Origin of the sequence: Synechococcales cyanobacterium CNB (assembly GCA_030263455.1) — a bacterium.
Taxonomy (GTDB): Bacteria; Planctomycetota; Phycisphaerae; order Phycisphaerales; family UBA1924; genus CAADGN01.
Genome location: SZOZ01000008.1, coordinates 33,651 through 48,578, shown reverse-complemented (window position 1 = coordinate 48,578; position 14,928 = coordinate 33,651). Strand labels below are relative to the sequence as shown.

At 68.6% G+C, this 14,928-nt stretch carries 17 protein-coding genes; all 17 read left to right on the top strand.

The window, feature by feature from the left end; translation table 11 throughout:
* Positions 1-56 precede the first annotated feature (56 nt).
* Positions 57-494 carry a hypothetical protein gene (locus FBT69_09055; protein MDL1904941.1) on the top strand — a complete coding sequence of 146 codons (438 nt, stop codon included), beginning with the start codon at positions 57-59 and terminating at the stop codon, positions 492-494.
* A gap of 77 nt (positions 495-571) precedes the next feature.
* The gene (gene flgC / locus FBT69_09050; GenBank protein ID MDL1904940.1) at positions 572-988 is read left to right on the top strand and encodes a flagellar basal body rod protein FlgC; all 417 of its coding nucleotides are present in this window, start codon (positions 572-574) and stop codon (positions 986-988) included.
* A 20-nt stretch (positions 989-1,008) separates the two neighbouring features.
* Entirely contained in the window at positions 1,009-1,323 is a 315-nt protein-coding gene (fliE, locus tag FBT69_09045; protein ID MDL1904939.1) for a flagellar hook-basal body complex protein FliE, read from the top strand.
* Positions 1,324-1,528: 205 nt separating this feature from the next.
* Entirely contained in the window at positions 1,529-3,208 is a 1,680-nt protein-coding gene (locus FBT69_09040) for a hypothetical protein (GenBank protein ID MDL1904938.1), read from the top strand.
* Positions 3,209-3,214: 6 nt separating this feature from the next.
* On the top strand, positions 3,215-4,255 hold the full coding sequence (gene fliG / locus FBT69_09035; protein ID MDL1904937.1) for a flagellar motor switch protein FliG: 1,041 nt from the start codon (positions 3,215-3,217) through the stop codon (positions 4,253-4,255).
* Between the two features lie 169 nt (positions 4,256-4,424).
* Complete coding sequence (locus tag FBT69_09030; GenBank protein MDL1904936.1) at positions 4,425-5,156, top strand: hypothetical protein; 732 nt, start codon at positions 4,425-4,427, stop codon at positions 5,154-5,156.
* Complete coding sequence (locus tag FBT69_09025) at positions 5,153-6,553, top strand: FliI/YscN family ATPase (protein ID MDL1904935.1); 1,401 nt, start codon at positions 5,153-5,155, stop codon at positions 6,551-6,553. The genes FBT69_09030 and FBT69_09025 overlap by 4 nt, the downstream gene beginning before the upstream one ends.
* A gap of 3 nt (positions 6,554-6,556) precedes the next feature.
* Positions 6,557-7,027, top strand: coding sequence for a hypothetical protein (locus tag FBT69_09020; GenBank protein MDL1904934.1), 471 nt, complete (start codon positions 6,557-6,559; stop codon positions 7,025-7,027).
* A gap of 526 nt (positions 7,028-7,553) precedes the next feature.
* Entirely contained in the window at positions 7,554-9,053 is a 1,500-nt protein-coding gene (locus FBT69_09015) for a flagellar hook-length control protein FliK (GenBank protein MDL1904933.1), read from the top strand.
* Between the two features lie 42 nt (positions 9,054-9,095).
* Positions 9,096-9,527: a hypothetical protein gene (locus tag FBT69_09010; protein ID MDL1904932.1), complete on the top strand. Its 432-nt coding sequence runs from the start codon at positions 9,096-9,098 to the stop codon at positions 9,525-9,527.
* Positions 9,524-9,991, top strand: coding sequence for a hypothetical protein (locus FBT69_09005; protein MDL1904931.1), 468 nt, complete (start codon positions 9,524-9,526; stop codon positions 9,989-9,991). Before FBT69_09010 ends, FBT69_09005 begins: the two co-directional genes overlap by 4 nt.
* An 18-nt stretch (positions 9,992-10,009) precedes the next feature.
* Positions 10,010-11,764 carry a flagellar hook-basal body complex protein gene (locus FBT69_09000; GenBank protein MDL1904930.1) on the top strand — a complete coding sequence of 585 codons (1,755 nt, stop codon included), beginning with the start codon at positions 10,010-10,012 and terminating at the stop codon, positions 11,762-11,764.
* Between the two features lie 85 nt (positions 11,765-11,849).
* Positions 11,850-12,047: a flagellar protein gene (locus FBT69_08995; protein MDL1904929.1), complete on the top strand. Its 198-nt coding sequence runs from the start codon at positions 11,850-11,852 to the stop codon at positions 12,045-12,047.
* 108 nt (positions 12,048-12,155) lie between these two features.
* Positions 12,156-12,941, top strand: a complete 786-nt coding sequence (locus FBT69_08990; protein MDL1904928.1) for a motility protein A — start codon at positions 12,156-12,158, stop codon at positions 12,939-12,941.
* A 13-nt stretch (positions 12,942-12,954) separates the two neighbouring features.
* Positions 12,955-13,704, top strand: a complete 750-nt coding sequence (locus FBT69_08985; protein MDL1904927.1) for a hypothetical protein — start codon at positions 12,955-12,957, stop codon at positions 13,702-13,704.
* Positions 13,705-13,721: 17 nt separating this feature from the next.
* Complete coding sequence (locus FBT69_08980) at positions 13,722-14,246, top strand: hypothetical protein (protein MDL1904926.1); 525 nt, start codon at positions 13,722-13,724, stop codon at positions 14,244-14,246.
* Between the two features lie 234 nt (positions 14,247-14,480).
* On the top strand, positions 14,481-14,888 hold the full coding sequence (gene fliN / locus FBT69_08975) for a flagellar motor switch protein FliN (GenBank protein ID MDL1904925.1): 408 nt from the start codon (positions 14,481-14,483) through the stop codon (positions 14,886-14,888).
* Positions 14,889-14,928 lie beyond the last annotated feature (40 nt).

The following is a 14,928-nucleotide window of genomic DNA, read 5'->3' as shown; positions in this document are numbered from 1 at the left end:
GAAGTCGCAGTGCCGAGGCGGCGTAGTGGTCCGCCGATTGCTGGGGGCGCGACAGCGTGATCGCACAACTCACCAACGCGGGAGCCTTGCCCAGCCTGGAGATGACCATGCGCTTCGCCGCGCAGCGGCAGCGCATCATCGCGCACAACATCGCCAACCTCGACACGCCGGACTTCGTCCAGAAAGACGCCTCTGTCGATGCCTTCCGTACCGCTCTCGACCGTGCCATCGCCCGGCGACGCCAGCGAACCGGGGGGATGCACGGGGAACTCGCCTGGAGCGAAACCAGAGAACTCAAGCACGCCCCGGGCCGCGGCCTCGTGGTCGTCCCGCACACTCCCAGCGGCGGCGTCCTCGCCCACGACCGCAACAACCGCGACCTCGAACGCACCATGCAGAACCTCGCCGAGACCACCGCCGCCTTCCGCGTCGCGGCAGACCTCTACCGGGCACACAGGGACGTCATCCACTCCGCAATTGCGGAACGGGTCTAGTTGAACAGTCGTGACCGGGGCAGGCAACGCCACGCCCGGGCCGAACGCTTCCGAAGCGACCACAGAAAGCACGCCACATGTGGGGCAGTCTCGACATCTCGACCAGCGGCATGATCGCCCAGCGAACCCGGCTGGACGTCATCGCCGCCAATCTCGCCAACCGCGACACCCTCGTCAATGCCAAGGGCGAATACGACCCCTTCCGCAAGCGCATCGTCCATTTCGCGGCGGGCGACCCGAACGCCGCCACACCCGCGGGCCGAAGGCTCGGCGTCCACGTCGCCTCCATCGAGATCGACGAGAACGCCCTGCGCAAAAAGCACGACCCCGACAGCCCCTTCGCCGATGCCGACGGCTATGTTGACGTGCCGGACATCGACAGCGTGACCGAGCAGGTCAACGCCATGGCAGCCGCCCGGGCCTACGAGGCAAACGTCGTCGCCGCAGAAGCAATCAAGAGCACAATGGCACAGGCGTTGCGGCTGCTCGCCTGAACACGGAGGGAACCGTCGCCATGACCGACCCACTGGGGCTGATCGGATCGTCGGGCGTGCAGCCGGTTCGCCCCGTCACTCCTGCCGGGCCGGGCAGCCCGCACGACCCGAACGCGCCGTCCTTCAAGGATGCCCTCATCAAGAGCCTCCGGGAAGTCGACCAACTCCAGCAGGACGCCACCAAGGCCGTCGAGGACTTCCAGACCGGCCGTCGAGACGATCTCGAGGGCGTCATCCTGGCCACGCAGAAGGCCGAGACCGCCTTCAAGATGCTCCTCTCCGTCCGCAACAAGGTCATGGCCGCCTACGAGGAGATCAAGCAGATGCGGGCGTGACGACCGCGCTCGTTGAGGGGCGACGCGGGTTCCGGCGCTCGGCTGAATCCGGCCGGGGGCGCACGGACTGCGCTCCGCGGCGCAATTTCACGCGACGGCACGGCTCGGGCCGAACCTAGGGGCCTGCGGGCGCCTGTCTCCGTCCGGCGTTCGCGTGGGTGCGCGAGGATCGCGCGAATCTCGACCCGGCGAGGAGGCCCCTCGGATGGAGCCGTTGCGGAGAGTCATCGAGCGCGTGCGCGAGCACCTCGGCAAGCTGACCGTCAGTCAGCGGCTGCTCATCGGCTCCCTCGCCGTCATCGCCGCCATGTCGCTCTTCCTCGTCGCCCAGTACGCGGGTTCGGGCGGCATGGTCGAACTCCTCGGCTCAGCCTCACCCGCCGACCAGCAGCAGGCCGCCCGCGTCCTCCAGGCCGCGGGCGTCTCCGCCGAGATGCGCGACGGCCGCCTCATGGTGCCGCCCGGCCAGCGCCCCGGTGCGCTCGCCGCCCTCGCGCAGGAGGGGGCGCTCCCCGCCGACACCACGATCCTCTTCCGCAACATGCTCGAAAAGCAGGGCCTGCACCTCTCACGCCAGCAGAACGAGCAGCTCTACCTCATCGCCCTCCAGAACGAACTCGCCAGGGTCATCCGAGGCTTCAGTGCGGTCCGCGACGCGACCGTCCTCCTCGACGTCCCCGAACCGACCGGCTTCGGCCGCAGCGTCCGCCAGCCCACCGCCTCCGCCACCGTCTTCACCCGCACCGGCCAGCCCCTCGACCAGGGAACCGTGGACGCTATCGCCGAACTGATCGCAGGTGCGAGGTCGGGGCTGGATGTCACGCGCGTGCGCGTCATCGACGGCTCGGTCGGCCGTCAGCGACGCCCCACCGACAAGAACGACGTCCTTCCCACGACCTACCTCGAGCACGCCGCCCGCGTCGAGGACCAGGTGCGCACCAAGATCGACGAACTCCTCGCGCACGTCCCGGGCAGGACCATCGCGGTCACCGCCCAGGTGGACGTCACCCGTGTCAACTCGCAGACCGTGAAGTACCTCGAATCCGAGCGGGGCACAGTGACCGCGCCAGTCCGAGAACGGAGTTCATCCATCGAACAGGGCGGGGCGACGCGCGGCGCGGAACCGGGCGTACGCTCCAATACCCGTGCAGACATCTCCCGCAGCGGCGCCGCATCCTCGACCTCCACCCAGACCGACGACGAGACCGAGTTCGAGACTCGCTTCGGCACCCAGACCACCAACCTCTCCGACCCGCGCGGCATGCCCACCCGGCTCGCCGCATCGATCAACATCCCCCGCAGTTACGTCGCCGCTCTCGTGAAGCGGGGCCGCGCGCCCGACGCCGCCGACGAACCCACAGACGAGGAGATCACCGCACGCTTCGCCCAGGAACGCGACGCCATCGTGCGCAGCGTCGAGCCGCACGTCACCGCTGCCTCGCCCGACGGCGTGACCCCCGGCGAGGTCGTGGTCACCATGATCCCCATCGACTTCGCCATCCCGGAAACCCAGACCGCCGGATTTCTCGGCGGGCTGGCGACGGGAGGCGGAGGCGGCATGAGCGTCGCGCCGCTCGTCGAAAAGGGGTTGCTCGTCGCGCTCGCCGTCGCGGCACTCGGTTTCATGCTCATGCTCGTGCGACGCTCAGGCAAGCCCGCCCCGATGCCCAACGCCGAGGAACTCGCCGGCATCCCCCCCAAGCTCGTCACCGACACCGAGATCATCGGCGAAGCCGACGAGAGCGACACCGCCATGACCGGCATCGAACTCAACGACGACGCCGTACGAACGAAGAAGGTGCTCGAAAAGGTCGAGGAGATGCTCGCCAACGACCCGGCGACGGCCGCCAACCTCCTCCAACGCTGGATCCACGTGGAGACCTGACGAGCGATGCCGCGCAAGCCGCACGACAAACTCCCGAGTTCGCCCCACGAACTCGAAGGCCTCACCAAGGCGGCCGTGCTCCTCCTCGCCGTCGGCCCCGAGAAGGCCGGCGTCGTCCTCGCGAAGATGCCGCCCGAAGCCGTCGAGGAGGTCATGCGCGAACTCGCCAGCCTCGGCCGCGCACCGCCCGAACTCATCGCCGGCGTCGTTGAGGAGTTCTATGGCCTCACGATCGCCAGCCAGTACGCCCGCGAAGGCAACGTCGATTACGCACGCGCCGTCCTCTCCAAGTCCCTCGACCCCAAGGACGCGGATCGGATGGTGCAGCAGATACAGACGCAGGTCCAGAAGACTCCCTTCTCCTTCCTCCAGCGCGCCGAGAGCGAGAACCTTCTCACCTTCATCCAGGACGAGCACCCGCAGACCATCGCGCTCATCCTCTGCCACCTCCCGCACCACAAGGCCGCCGAAATCCTCGCCGGCCTCCCCCTCCAGAAGCAGCTCGAAGTCGTCAAACGCATCGCCAACATGGAGCAGACCAACCCGGAAGTCATCAAGGAAGTCGAGCGCGGCCTCGAAAGCCGACTGGCCAACATGCTCATGCAGTCGATGGAGAAGGCCGGCGGCGTCGACACCGTCGCCGAGGTGCTCAACCTCGCCGACCGCGCGACCGAGAAGTCCATCATGGAGGGCCTCGAAGCCGAGGACCCCGACCTCGTCGAGCAGATTCGCCGCCTCATGTTCGTCTTCGAGGACATCCTCCTCGTCAACGACAAGGGCATCCAGGCCGTCCTCAAGGAAGTGGACAACGACGAACTCGCCCTCGCCCTCAAGACCGCAAGCCCGGAACTCCAGGAAAAAATCTTCACCAACATGTCGCAACGCGCCGCCGCCCTCATCAAGGAGGACATGGAGTTCATGGGGCCCGTGCGCGTCAGCGACGTCGAGGCCGCCCAGCAGCGCATCGTCGACGTGGTCCGACGGCTCGAAGAGGCCGGCGAGGTGCTCATCCAGGGCCGCGGCGGCGAGGCGGAGATGGTCGTGTGACGAACGGTGGACAAGGAACTATCGACCGCGGATATGGGTCCGGCGACGCGGAAGACCCAAACAGGACGCCGTGCGCACGAATGCACGATCGCGCACGCTGCAAACCCCTTCATCCCTTGATCCCTCGGCACCTCGACCACTCCCCGACACGACACGGAGAACACTCGCCATGGCACTGATCCGCGGCAACGATGCGGGGCAGATGGCGGCACGGGCAGCCGCCATGGACCTCGGTGACCTCGCACGCCGCGCGAGCCTCATCCGCGACGCAGCGATCGACGAGGCCGAACGCATCATCGCCGACGCACGGGCGAAGATCGACGCCGACGCCGCGCAGATCCGCGCTCGCGCCGCCGAAGAAGGGCGCGCCGAGGGGCTTGCACGCGGCCTCGCCCAGGGACGCGAGCAGGGAAGGAGCGAAGCGTTCGACGAAGCAAGGCAGCGGCTCGCAGCCCTCGAAACCGCCTGGACCGACGCTCTCCAAGCCTTTGAATCACGCCGAGAATCGATGCTCGTCGAAGCCAAAAGCGACGTGCTCGAACTCGCCATCGAGATCGGCCGTCGCGTCGCCAAGCGTGTCGCCCGCACCGACCCCGCCGTCGCCGCCGAGCAGGTCCGCGAGGCGCTCGCCCTCGTCACACGACCCACTCGCCTCCGCGTCGCCGCGCACCCCGACGACCTCCCGGGCCTCCGCGACGCCATGCCCGCGCTCCTGGAGCGCCTCGGCGGCGCAGCACACGCCGAACTCCGTCCCGATCCATCCCTCGGCCGCGGCTCGTGCGTCCTCGAAACCGACCGCGGCGGCGTCATCGACGCCTCGATCGACACCCAACTCGAACGCATCGCCGCCGCCCTGACAGGACAGTCCGGCGCCCAGGCCGCCCGGGAGCGCGCCGCGTGACCCTCCTCGAAGCCCAGATCGATCAGGTCCGGCGAGAGCCGGCACTCAGGGTCTCCGGCCGCGTTGCCTCCCTGCGCGGCCTCACCCTCCTCGTCGATGACCTCCCCATGCCCGTCGGCTCTCTTGTCTCCGTCCATACCGACGGCACCATCCTTCCCGGCGAGGTCGTCGGCTTCACCCGCGAGCAATCCATCATCATGCTGCTCACCGGATGCTCAGGCGTTCGGCCCGGCGACCGCGTCGTCGGAGAGCAGGTCGCCCAGACCATCGCCGTCAGCCGGCACATGCTCGGCCGCATCGTGGACGGCCTCGGTCGCCCCATCGACGGCAAGGGGCCGGTCGCCGATCTCGCGCCCCAGCCACTCGACCCAGACCCCCTCGCACCCATGCGACGACGACCGATCCGCGAAGCCATCTACACCGGCGTCCGCGTCGTGGACCTCATGGCCACACTCGGGCGAGGCCAGCGCATCGGCATCTTCGCCGGTCCCGGCGTCGGCAAGAGCACCCTCCTCGGGCAGGTCGCTCGCTTCACCTCCGCCGACGTCAGCGTCATCGCCCTCATCGGCGAGCGAGGACGCGAGGTCCGCGACTTCGTCGAGAACGCACTCGGGCAGGACGGCCTGGCCCGAGCCGTCGTCGTTGTCGCCACCGGCGACGAGTCGCCCGTCATGCGCGTCCGCGCCGCAAAGGCCGCATGTGCCGCCGCCGAGTTCTTCCGCGACCGCGGGCGCGACGTCATGCTCATGATGGACTCGGTGACGCGCTTCGCCCACGCCTGCCGTCAGGTCGGCCTCTCCGCCGGCGAGCCGCCCGCCACGCGCGGCTACACGCCCAGCGTCTTCGCCGCGCTCGCACGCCTCCTCGAACGCGCCGGCGCGGTCGAGTCTTCTTCCAGGTCCCGCGGCGGATCCATCACCGGCCTCTACGCCGTCCTCGTCGAAGGCGACGACATGACCGAGCCGGTCTCCGACGCCGCTCGCGGCATCCTCGACGGCCACGTCATCCTCTCCCGACGCCTCGCCCAGCGAGGACACTACCCAGCCGTCGACGTGCTCGACTCCGTCAGCCGCGTCGCCGACGAGGTCTGCGACGGCGTGCTCGTCGCCGCACGCCGGCAGGCGCTCCGCCTCGTCGCCCGATACCGCGAAGTCGAGGAACTCGTGCAGATCGGCGCGTACGCCGCGGGCTCCGACCCGGAAGCGGACGTCGCCATCGCACGACGAAAGGAAATCGACGAACTGCTCTGCCAGTCGTCGTCCGAGTCCGAACCCTTCGAAATGGCAAGGGAGCGACTGGTCGGCCTCATGGTGCGGGCGGGTGAAGACCTCCGAAGGGCCATCCCCCCGGGGCGAAACCCGGCCGCGACGCACGCCGCCGCCGCGATGGCGAGGTAACCCGTGGCAAAGTTCGTCTTCAAACTGCAACCCGTGCTCCACCTGCGCCAACGCGAGGAACGCGAGCGCCAGCGCGCCGTGGCGGTCCTCGAACGTGAGCGGCTGCGCCTCGAATCGCTCATCCGCGAGTGCCGGCGCGCCTCGCGCACCGAGCGCGGCGTTCTGCGCGACGCGCTCGCCGAAGGGGGGCGCGTCGATCTCTGGCCCGTGCGGTTGCAGGCCGCAGCCGCCGGCGAGTTGGCCGCCCGCGCCTCCCGGGCCGCCATCGAACTCGCAGGATTGATGAAGCGCATCGAAAAGGACCGCGCCCTCCTCATCGAGGCCGCCAAGCGCCGGAGAGCGATGGAACTGCTGAGGGAGCGTCGCTACGAGGAGTGGAGGCGCGGCGAAGCGAAAGCCGAGTTCCTGCTCGTGGACGAGATCGGCACACGCACAGCCCGGGCCCCCGACTCCGCTGTGGAGACTGAACCATGAGAACGGCGTGGACAATCCTCTCGGTCATGGCCGTGGCCCACCTCATCGCTCTCCTCGGCGTCGCCGCATGGCTCTGGAGCACAGGACGCGCCGACGCGGCAACCGTCGAGCGCGTCCGTCAGGTCCTGCGCGAACCCCCGGAAGAGCGCGACGCCCGACGAGCCGAACGGGCCCAAGCCGTCGCCGAAACCTCGCCGCCGATCCCCGCCTCATCCGCCGACGCGATCGCCCTTCGGCTCCACGACGACGAGGCCCAGCGCCAGCGCCTCGAACGCATGCGCAACGAGGCCCGCACCGTCGCTGCCATGGTCGCGCGCGAGATGCGGACACTCGAACAGCGACGCGTGGAACTCGACGCCGAGCGCGAGGCCTTCGAGTCCATGCGCGACCGCATCGTCGCCCTTGAAGGCGACGAGCAGTTCCGCAAGGCGCTCTCCGTCCTCGCCGGCCTCAAGCCCGCCGACGCCAAGGCGGCGCTCATGGAACTGATCGGCGGCGAAGCCGGCGCCGCCACCCCCATCAACGGCTGGGGCGACGGAAAAAGCCAGGCCGTCGCCTACCTCGACGCCATGCCCTCCCGCACTCGCTCGAAGGTCATGGCCGAGTTCGTCGCCGACGACCCCGCCCTGGCAGCCGATTTGCTCGAACGGCTCCGGACGCACGGCATCGTTGCGCAGGCGTCCGGAGGCGCCGGGCCTTGAACATCGCCGCACAACTCCCTGAAACGCCCCGCCGCGCAGCGCATGCGACTGCGGATGAATCGCACAGGAATCCGGCGACGGACGCCGGGTTCGATGCATTGTTGAGCGCGCTCGCGCAGGGTTTGCCGGTGACCGTGCGAGCAGCCGCGGACTTTGCGCTCCAGGCCGCCGACGGTGCGCTCCCCGAACCCGGCGGTCTGGCGAAGGAACTCGCGGCCCGACAGGCCGCTCGCCCTCGTTCCGATCCCGTCGCCGAGCCGAACGCCACGAAGCCCATCGTCGAGGCGGCCCGGAACGAACTCCGCTCGGCGGGCGATCGACCCGGCTTCAGGGATTCCTTGCTCAACGCCACCACGGATCGCGCCGCGATCTCGGCGCCGAACGAACGTGCCGCACACGGCTCGGACGCGAGATCGAACACGGACAACGGGAATGAGCGAGCTCAGTCCGATCAGCATGCGTCGGCGCAGCAGCCGGCAGCCGGCGACAAGACAGGCACTGCTCAACAATCTCCGGTCTACGGCGAGGCGAGAGCGCCTGTGCATGGGACGGCTCCTCCCCAGGCCCCGGCGAACGGAACACCTGCTCGCGTTCCGCCGCACACCACCGGACCATCGGCAGCCTCGAGCGCCTCACCGGGTGCGGGCACAAGCGGCGGCGAAACCGGCTCGCTCCGATCCCTCATCGCGATCAACACAAGCCTCGACCGCGCCGCCGCTCGCGCCGCGACGACGACACCACGATCCGCTCAGGCTCATCCAACGCCACAGGACGCATCTGCGGAGGCCTTCCGGGCGCAGCTCACGCGCGGCCTCGCAGCCGCCCTCCGACGCGGCGACGGCCAGGTCGTCCTCCGACTGCATCCCGAGTCCCTCGGCATGGTCCGCGTCACGATGGGCGTGCGCGCAGGCGCCGTCACGGCGCTCCTGGAGCCGACGACACGCGCGGCACGCGAGTTGCTCGAACGTGGTCTGTCGTCGCTTCGGGCCGCGCTGGAGGCGCGGGGTTTGCACGTCGATCGGCTCGTTGTGCAGCCGAACGCGCAGCACCTGCCCGACGGGAAGGCAGAGCCTTCCAGCGGCGACGGAGGCGAGAGCGATCGCGCCGGCGGAGACGGCGCGGCAGGGACCGGCCCGGAGGGGCACGGTCGAAGCGACCCGCGGGATGCGGGCGCGGAGGTCGGCGCGGGAGCCGCGCCGGCAACCAACGGTGACGCCAGGGATGGCGCGGGGTCGGACGGGCCGTCATGGATCGACGGTTCCGCCGAGATCGTCGTCACGGCGGACGGAGCCGCCGTTCCCATCAGGCTCGACGTGGTCGCGTGACGGATCGCGCGTCGCCGGGCGCAACAACGCGGAGCCTCGCCGATGTCCACCAGCATCGCGGGGGCGGGCGCGATCCGTACGTCCCCGACAGGGGGGGCCGGGCTGACCGCGCTCTCGCCCGAGCAGTTCTTCAAGGTCATCTTCACCGAACTCGCCAACCAGGACCCCCTCCAACCCAACGACACCACCGCGCTCCTCCAGCAACTCTCCACCATCCGCTCGATCCAGTCCGACATGGACCTCTCCGATCGGATGGGACAACTCGTGACGCAGAACGAGTTCGTCAGCGGCGCCTCGCTCATCGGCCGCCACGTCAGCGGACTCTCCGAGAGCGGCTCCCGGGTCCAGGGCATCGTGCGATCCGCCTCACGCACGGACTCCGGCGTCGTGCTCAAACTCGACAACGGCGAGCGCGTCCCCGTCAAGCGGCTCGACGAGGTGCTCGCCGAATCCCACGAGGAGGCCGCGGCGTGAACGCCGCCGGGGCCGAGATGCTGCGCGCGCTCGGTGCGAGGGCGCCGTCCCCGGCCGATGCCCTCGCCGCGCCCGCTCAGGCCGGCGGCGAGTTCGCCGCGATCCTTGCCAAGGCACGAGCAGGAGACGTGCACACCGGCCTGGAGGTCACGGTCGCCCGGGGCGCGGGCGTCCAACTCTCGCCCTCGCAACTCGAGCGCCTCGCCATCGCCGCCGACCGCGCACACGCCGAGGGGGCGAGCCGCGCGCTCGTCCTCATCGACGGCATGGCGCTCGAACTCGACGTCCTCGCCCGCACCATCACCGGAACCGTGGACCTCGAGACCGAGGGCGTCCTCACCGGCATCGACGCGGTCGTGCGAGTCGGCGCCGCCGGCGCTCCCAGAGTCGAGTCCTTCGTGCCACGCCCGGGCGTCGCGCCCTCGCTCGCCCGTGCGCTGGAAGAGAGCCGGAACAACGCCTGATCGCCCCGGAGTTCAGCAATGTCTTCGACCATCGCCCTGTTCACCGGCCTCTCGGGTCTCAACGCCAACGCGCGACAGATCGAGGTCGTCGGCAACAACATCGCCAACGTCAACACCAACGGCTACAAGGCAACACGCCTCCTCTTCAGCGACATGATCAAGCAGAACATCCGCACCGGCGCGCCACCCTCCGAGGAATCAGGCGGCGTCAACCCGACGCAGATCGGACTCGGCGTCTCCGTCGGCGGCACCCTCCGGGACTTCAAGCAAGGCTCCATCTCAGCCACCGGAGACGCACGGGACATGGCCGTCGAGGGCGAGGGATTCTTCATCGTCGAACGCGGCGGCGAACGCTTCTACACACGCTCCGGCGCCTTCCGACAGGACGAGAACAACGACCTCGTCACCATCGACGGCGACGTCCTCCTCGGCTACGGCGTCGATGACCGCTTCAACGTCCAGCAGGGCGGACTCACTCGCCTCAATATCCCCATCGGAACACGCAGCATCGCCGAAGCCTCCTCCAACGTCCGCTTCGGCGGGAACCTCAACGCCGCGGGGCAACTCCCCACCGGCGGCGCCATCATCGAACTCCTCTCCTCCAGCTCCGGCGGGTTCTCCCTCATCCCCGGCGCGACCGTCCCCCCCCCGCAGGGCAGTCTCCTTGAACTCACCAGCCTCCTCACCGAAATCGAAAACCCCGCTCAGCCCGGCTCCGGCACCCCCCTCTTCGCCGACGGACAGCGGCTGCAACTCAACGGCGCGCGAAAGGGCGGCGCCGCCCTCCCAGTCCGCGACCTCGCCATCACACCCGCTACCACCGTCCAGAACCTCCTCGACTTCCTCAACGCAGGACTCGGACTGCGCACCGAACTCACAAACCCCGACGGCCTCCCCGCCGGCGCGATGCTCGACCCCGCCAACGGCGTCATCGTCCTCTCAGGCAACACCGGCGCAGCAAACGACCTCGAAATGCCCACCTCCGGACTCCGACTCCTCAACCCCGACGGCACGCTCGCCGCACTCCCGTTCACACCCTCGAAACTCGCCGAAGCCACCGGCGAGAGCCAGCGCACCAGCTTCATCGTCTACGACTCCCTCGGCTCCGAGATCGACGCCTCGCTCACCATGGTCCTCGAAGCCAAGACTGACATCGGAACCACCTGGCGCTACTACGTCGAGTCACCCGCCGACACCGACGGCGACGTCCGCCTCACCACGGGCACCGTCTCCTTCGACTCCTTCGGCGCGATCGTCAATCCCACGCCCGTGCAGGTCCGACTCGACCGCAACAACACCGGCGCGGTGACGCCACTCACCTTCGACATCCACTTCTCGCAGGGCGAGGAGTCCGTCACCGCCCTCGCAGGCAACCAGTCCCAGATCGCCTCCACCTACCGCGACGGCCGAGCGCCCGGCGCGCTCACCGACTTCAGCGTCGATCGCGAGGGCACCATCTACGGCTCCTTCAGCAACGGCCTCATCCGCCCGCTCGGCCGTGTCGTCCTCGCCTCCTTCAGCAACGCCGCGGGACTCGTCGACGTCGGCTCAAACCTCTTCCGCCCGGGCGCCAACAGCGGCGAGCCGGTCCTCACCACGCCCACCACCTTCGGCGCAGGCTCCATCGTCGGCGGCGCGCTCGAACTCTCCAACGTCGATCTCGGACAGGAGTTCATCAAACTCATCCTTTCCTCCACCGGATACGCCGCGGCCTCACGGGTCATCCGCACCGCCGATGAACTCGTCCAGCAACTCCTCGTCATGGGCCGATAAGCCGAAGTCCCTCACCCCACCCCACATCCCCGCCGCGCCTTGAGCGACCCCCCCGATCGTCCGATTACTCCCAGGGAGGGCCGCCGTGATCTCGCTGACGCGCCTCAACGGCAAACGCTTCGTGCTCAACGCCGAACTGATCCGCACGGTCGAAGAGACACCGGACACCCTCATCACCCTCGTCAGCGGAGAGCACGTCGTCGTCAAGGAGACCCTCCGCGAGGTCGTGGACAGGGTCGTCGAGTACGGCCGCATCCTCCGAAGACTCCTCCCCCCGGATTGAGCGACACCACAGACCCGAACCGGCACGAATCGGGTTCAAGGTGCGCGTTCGGGTTCCCGATGAGAGTGTGGGCAGGCCGCGCGCTCGCGCGGCGGGGAGACCGCTCGCGTGGACCTCGGCACTGTCATCGGCCTGGCGCTGGCGGGGGCGGCGATCGCAGCCGGGATCGTCCTCGGCGGCGGCGACATCCCCTCGCTCATCAACATGCCCTCCATCATGGTCGTCTTCGGCGGAACCCTCGGCGCCGCCATCATCTCCTTCCCCCTCGCACGAATCCTCAAACTCCACTCCGTCATCCTCAAGAGCGTCTTCTCAAAGTCCGCGGATCCCGTCGAGACCATCGCCGACCTCGTCAAGTACGCCGAGGTCGCACGACGCGAAGGCATCCTCTCACTCGAAAACCTCATCGAAGAGATGAAGGACCCCTTCATCGTCCGAGGCGTCAAGATGGCCGTCGACGGCACCGACCCCGAACTCATCCGCACCATCATGGACACCGAGCTCGAAGCCCTCATGGAACGGCACGCCCAGGGCAAGCAGATGCTCGACACCATCGGACGCTACGCGCCCGCCTTCGGCATGATCGGCACCCTCATGGGACTCATCTTCATGCTCAAGAACATGGACGACCCCTCCAAGATCGGACCCGGCATGGCCGTCGCACTCATCACCACGCTCTACGGCGCGATGATCGCAAACATCGTCACAGGACCGCTCGGCGACAAACTCGCCGCACGAGATGCCGAGGAAGTCCTCGTCAAGACCATCATCGTTGCGGGCGTCATGTCCATCCAGTCCGGCGACAACCCCCGCGTCGTCGAGAGCAAACTCCTCACCTACCTGCCCCCCGGACGCCGTGGTGCGTTCGAGGAAGCCAAGCAGAAGGCCGCCTGATCGGGAGCCTCCCATGGCACGCCGCAGGAAGCCGCCCTCGAACCCGCCCATCCCCGAATGGGTGCTCACCTACGGCGACATGATGTCGCTCCTCCTCTGCTTCTTCATCCTCCTCGCCGCCTTCAGCGAACTCAAGAAACCCGAGGAATATCAGCGCGTCATCGACGCCATCAAGCAGGCCCTCGGCTCCAGCGGCGCGCGCCGAACCTTCACCATCAGCGACTCTCTCGACATCACCACCCTCAAGCCGCTCGTCACGCATCCAGACACCAACGAGCCGGTCGAGTCCAACGCACAGCCCACCGACCCCAACATCGAGGGACGCCAGGAGAAGGTCGCCCGCATCCACGAAGGACAGCAGTTCGTCGTCGGCGGCCCGCTCTCCTTCGCGCCGGGATCGTGGGAACTCACACCCGAAGCCAAGGACTTCATCCGCGAGAAAATCGCCCCCATGGTCCGAGGCCAGAACTACAAGGTCGCCGTCCGCGGACACGCCTGGGGACTCGACGACCGAGCACCGGGCGTCGATCCCATGGAACTCTCCTGGCGACGAGCCAAGGCCGTCGTGGACTTCATGGTCCAGGAATGTGGAGTGAAGGAACTGATTCTGATGCCTGTAGCGGTCGGAACGGCAGAACCGATGGCGCTCAGCCGACACGCGCTGGAGGCATCACCAGAGAACCGCCGAGTGGAGGTGTACCGCACGGAGGTCGCGGTCGACGAACTGCACCCTGACCCGGCCGGGACAGGCCGGACGCGGTAGGCGATGGAGCGCGCACGATGGCCGAGCAGGAAGCCGCGGCGGAAGCCCCGGAGCAGAAGAAAAAGCCCCAGCTCAAACTCATCCTGATCGTCTCCGCGATCATGGTGGTCGAGGCCGTCGCCGTTTTCGGATTCCTCGCCTTCACGGGCAGCGGCACCGCACGATCCAGCGCGATGGAGCTCGAAGGCCTCGAAGAGGCCGGTCGCGAGGCCGCCGTCGAACTCCTCCTCATCGAGGAGAAGTTCCAGAACATGTCCACCAACCGCGCCTGGGTCTGGGACGCCGCCATCTACCTCAAGGTCCGCGAGAAGAACCGCCCCGCCGTTCAGAAGATCATGGACACACGCAAGGCCGAGATCGCCGCAGGCGTCTCCCTTATCTTCCGCAAGGCCCAGCACAACCAACTCCGCGAGCCGGGCCAGGAAACCCTCACACGCCAACTCACCGCCTACGTCAACGAGGTCTTCGGCACACAGCAGGACGGCACACCCCGCGTCGAGCGCGTCCTCATTCCCAAGTGCAAGGGCTTCCCGGCAGACTGACCGCTCAAACAGGTCTCCCGATCACAAGCCGTACAGACACGCACCCCATGCCGCTGTCGTGCGAGGATTGCTGCGCGATCGGCAAAAGTGGCGTGCCATGCCGTCCTCTGACCGATGACCGACCCGCCCGGCGGTCGCCGGGCCGGTCGCGTTGGAGCGCGGCCGCTGGTGGCCGTCCCAAACCGGCAGGATGCCGGCGCCTCGCGCCAAGGAGCGGGGCAGGAGCCGCGACCCATGACCGACGAACAAGCGAGCCAGGCTCCCGACGAGCAATCGGCCACCGCGCCGCCTGGGGATCCAGCGCCGATGCCCGACGGCGGCGACTCACCCGAGGCCATGCGCCTCCCGTCGTTCGACTCCGTCCGCGCCGACACGCCCCAGAACGGCATCGACCTCCTCGCGGACGTCAACCTCAACGTCAAGATCGAACTCGGCCGCACCCGCATGCTCGTCGAGGACGTCCTCCGCCTCGGCGAAGGCGCGGTCGTCGAGCTCGACAAGCTCGCCGGCGACCCCGTCGACGTCTACGTCAACGACCGCCCTGTCGCACGCGGCGAGGTGCTCGTGCTGAACGACAACTTCTGCGTTCGCATCAACGAGATCATCGACCCCTCTGCCGACGGCCAGGCCAAGGCCGGCTGACCGGTCCCCGGGCGGTGGAGCCGCCCGAGTGCAAGCCAGG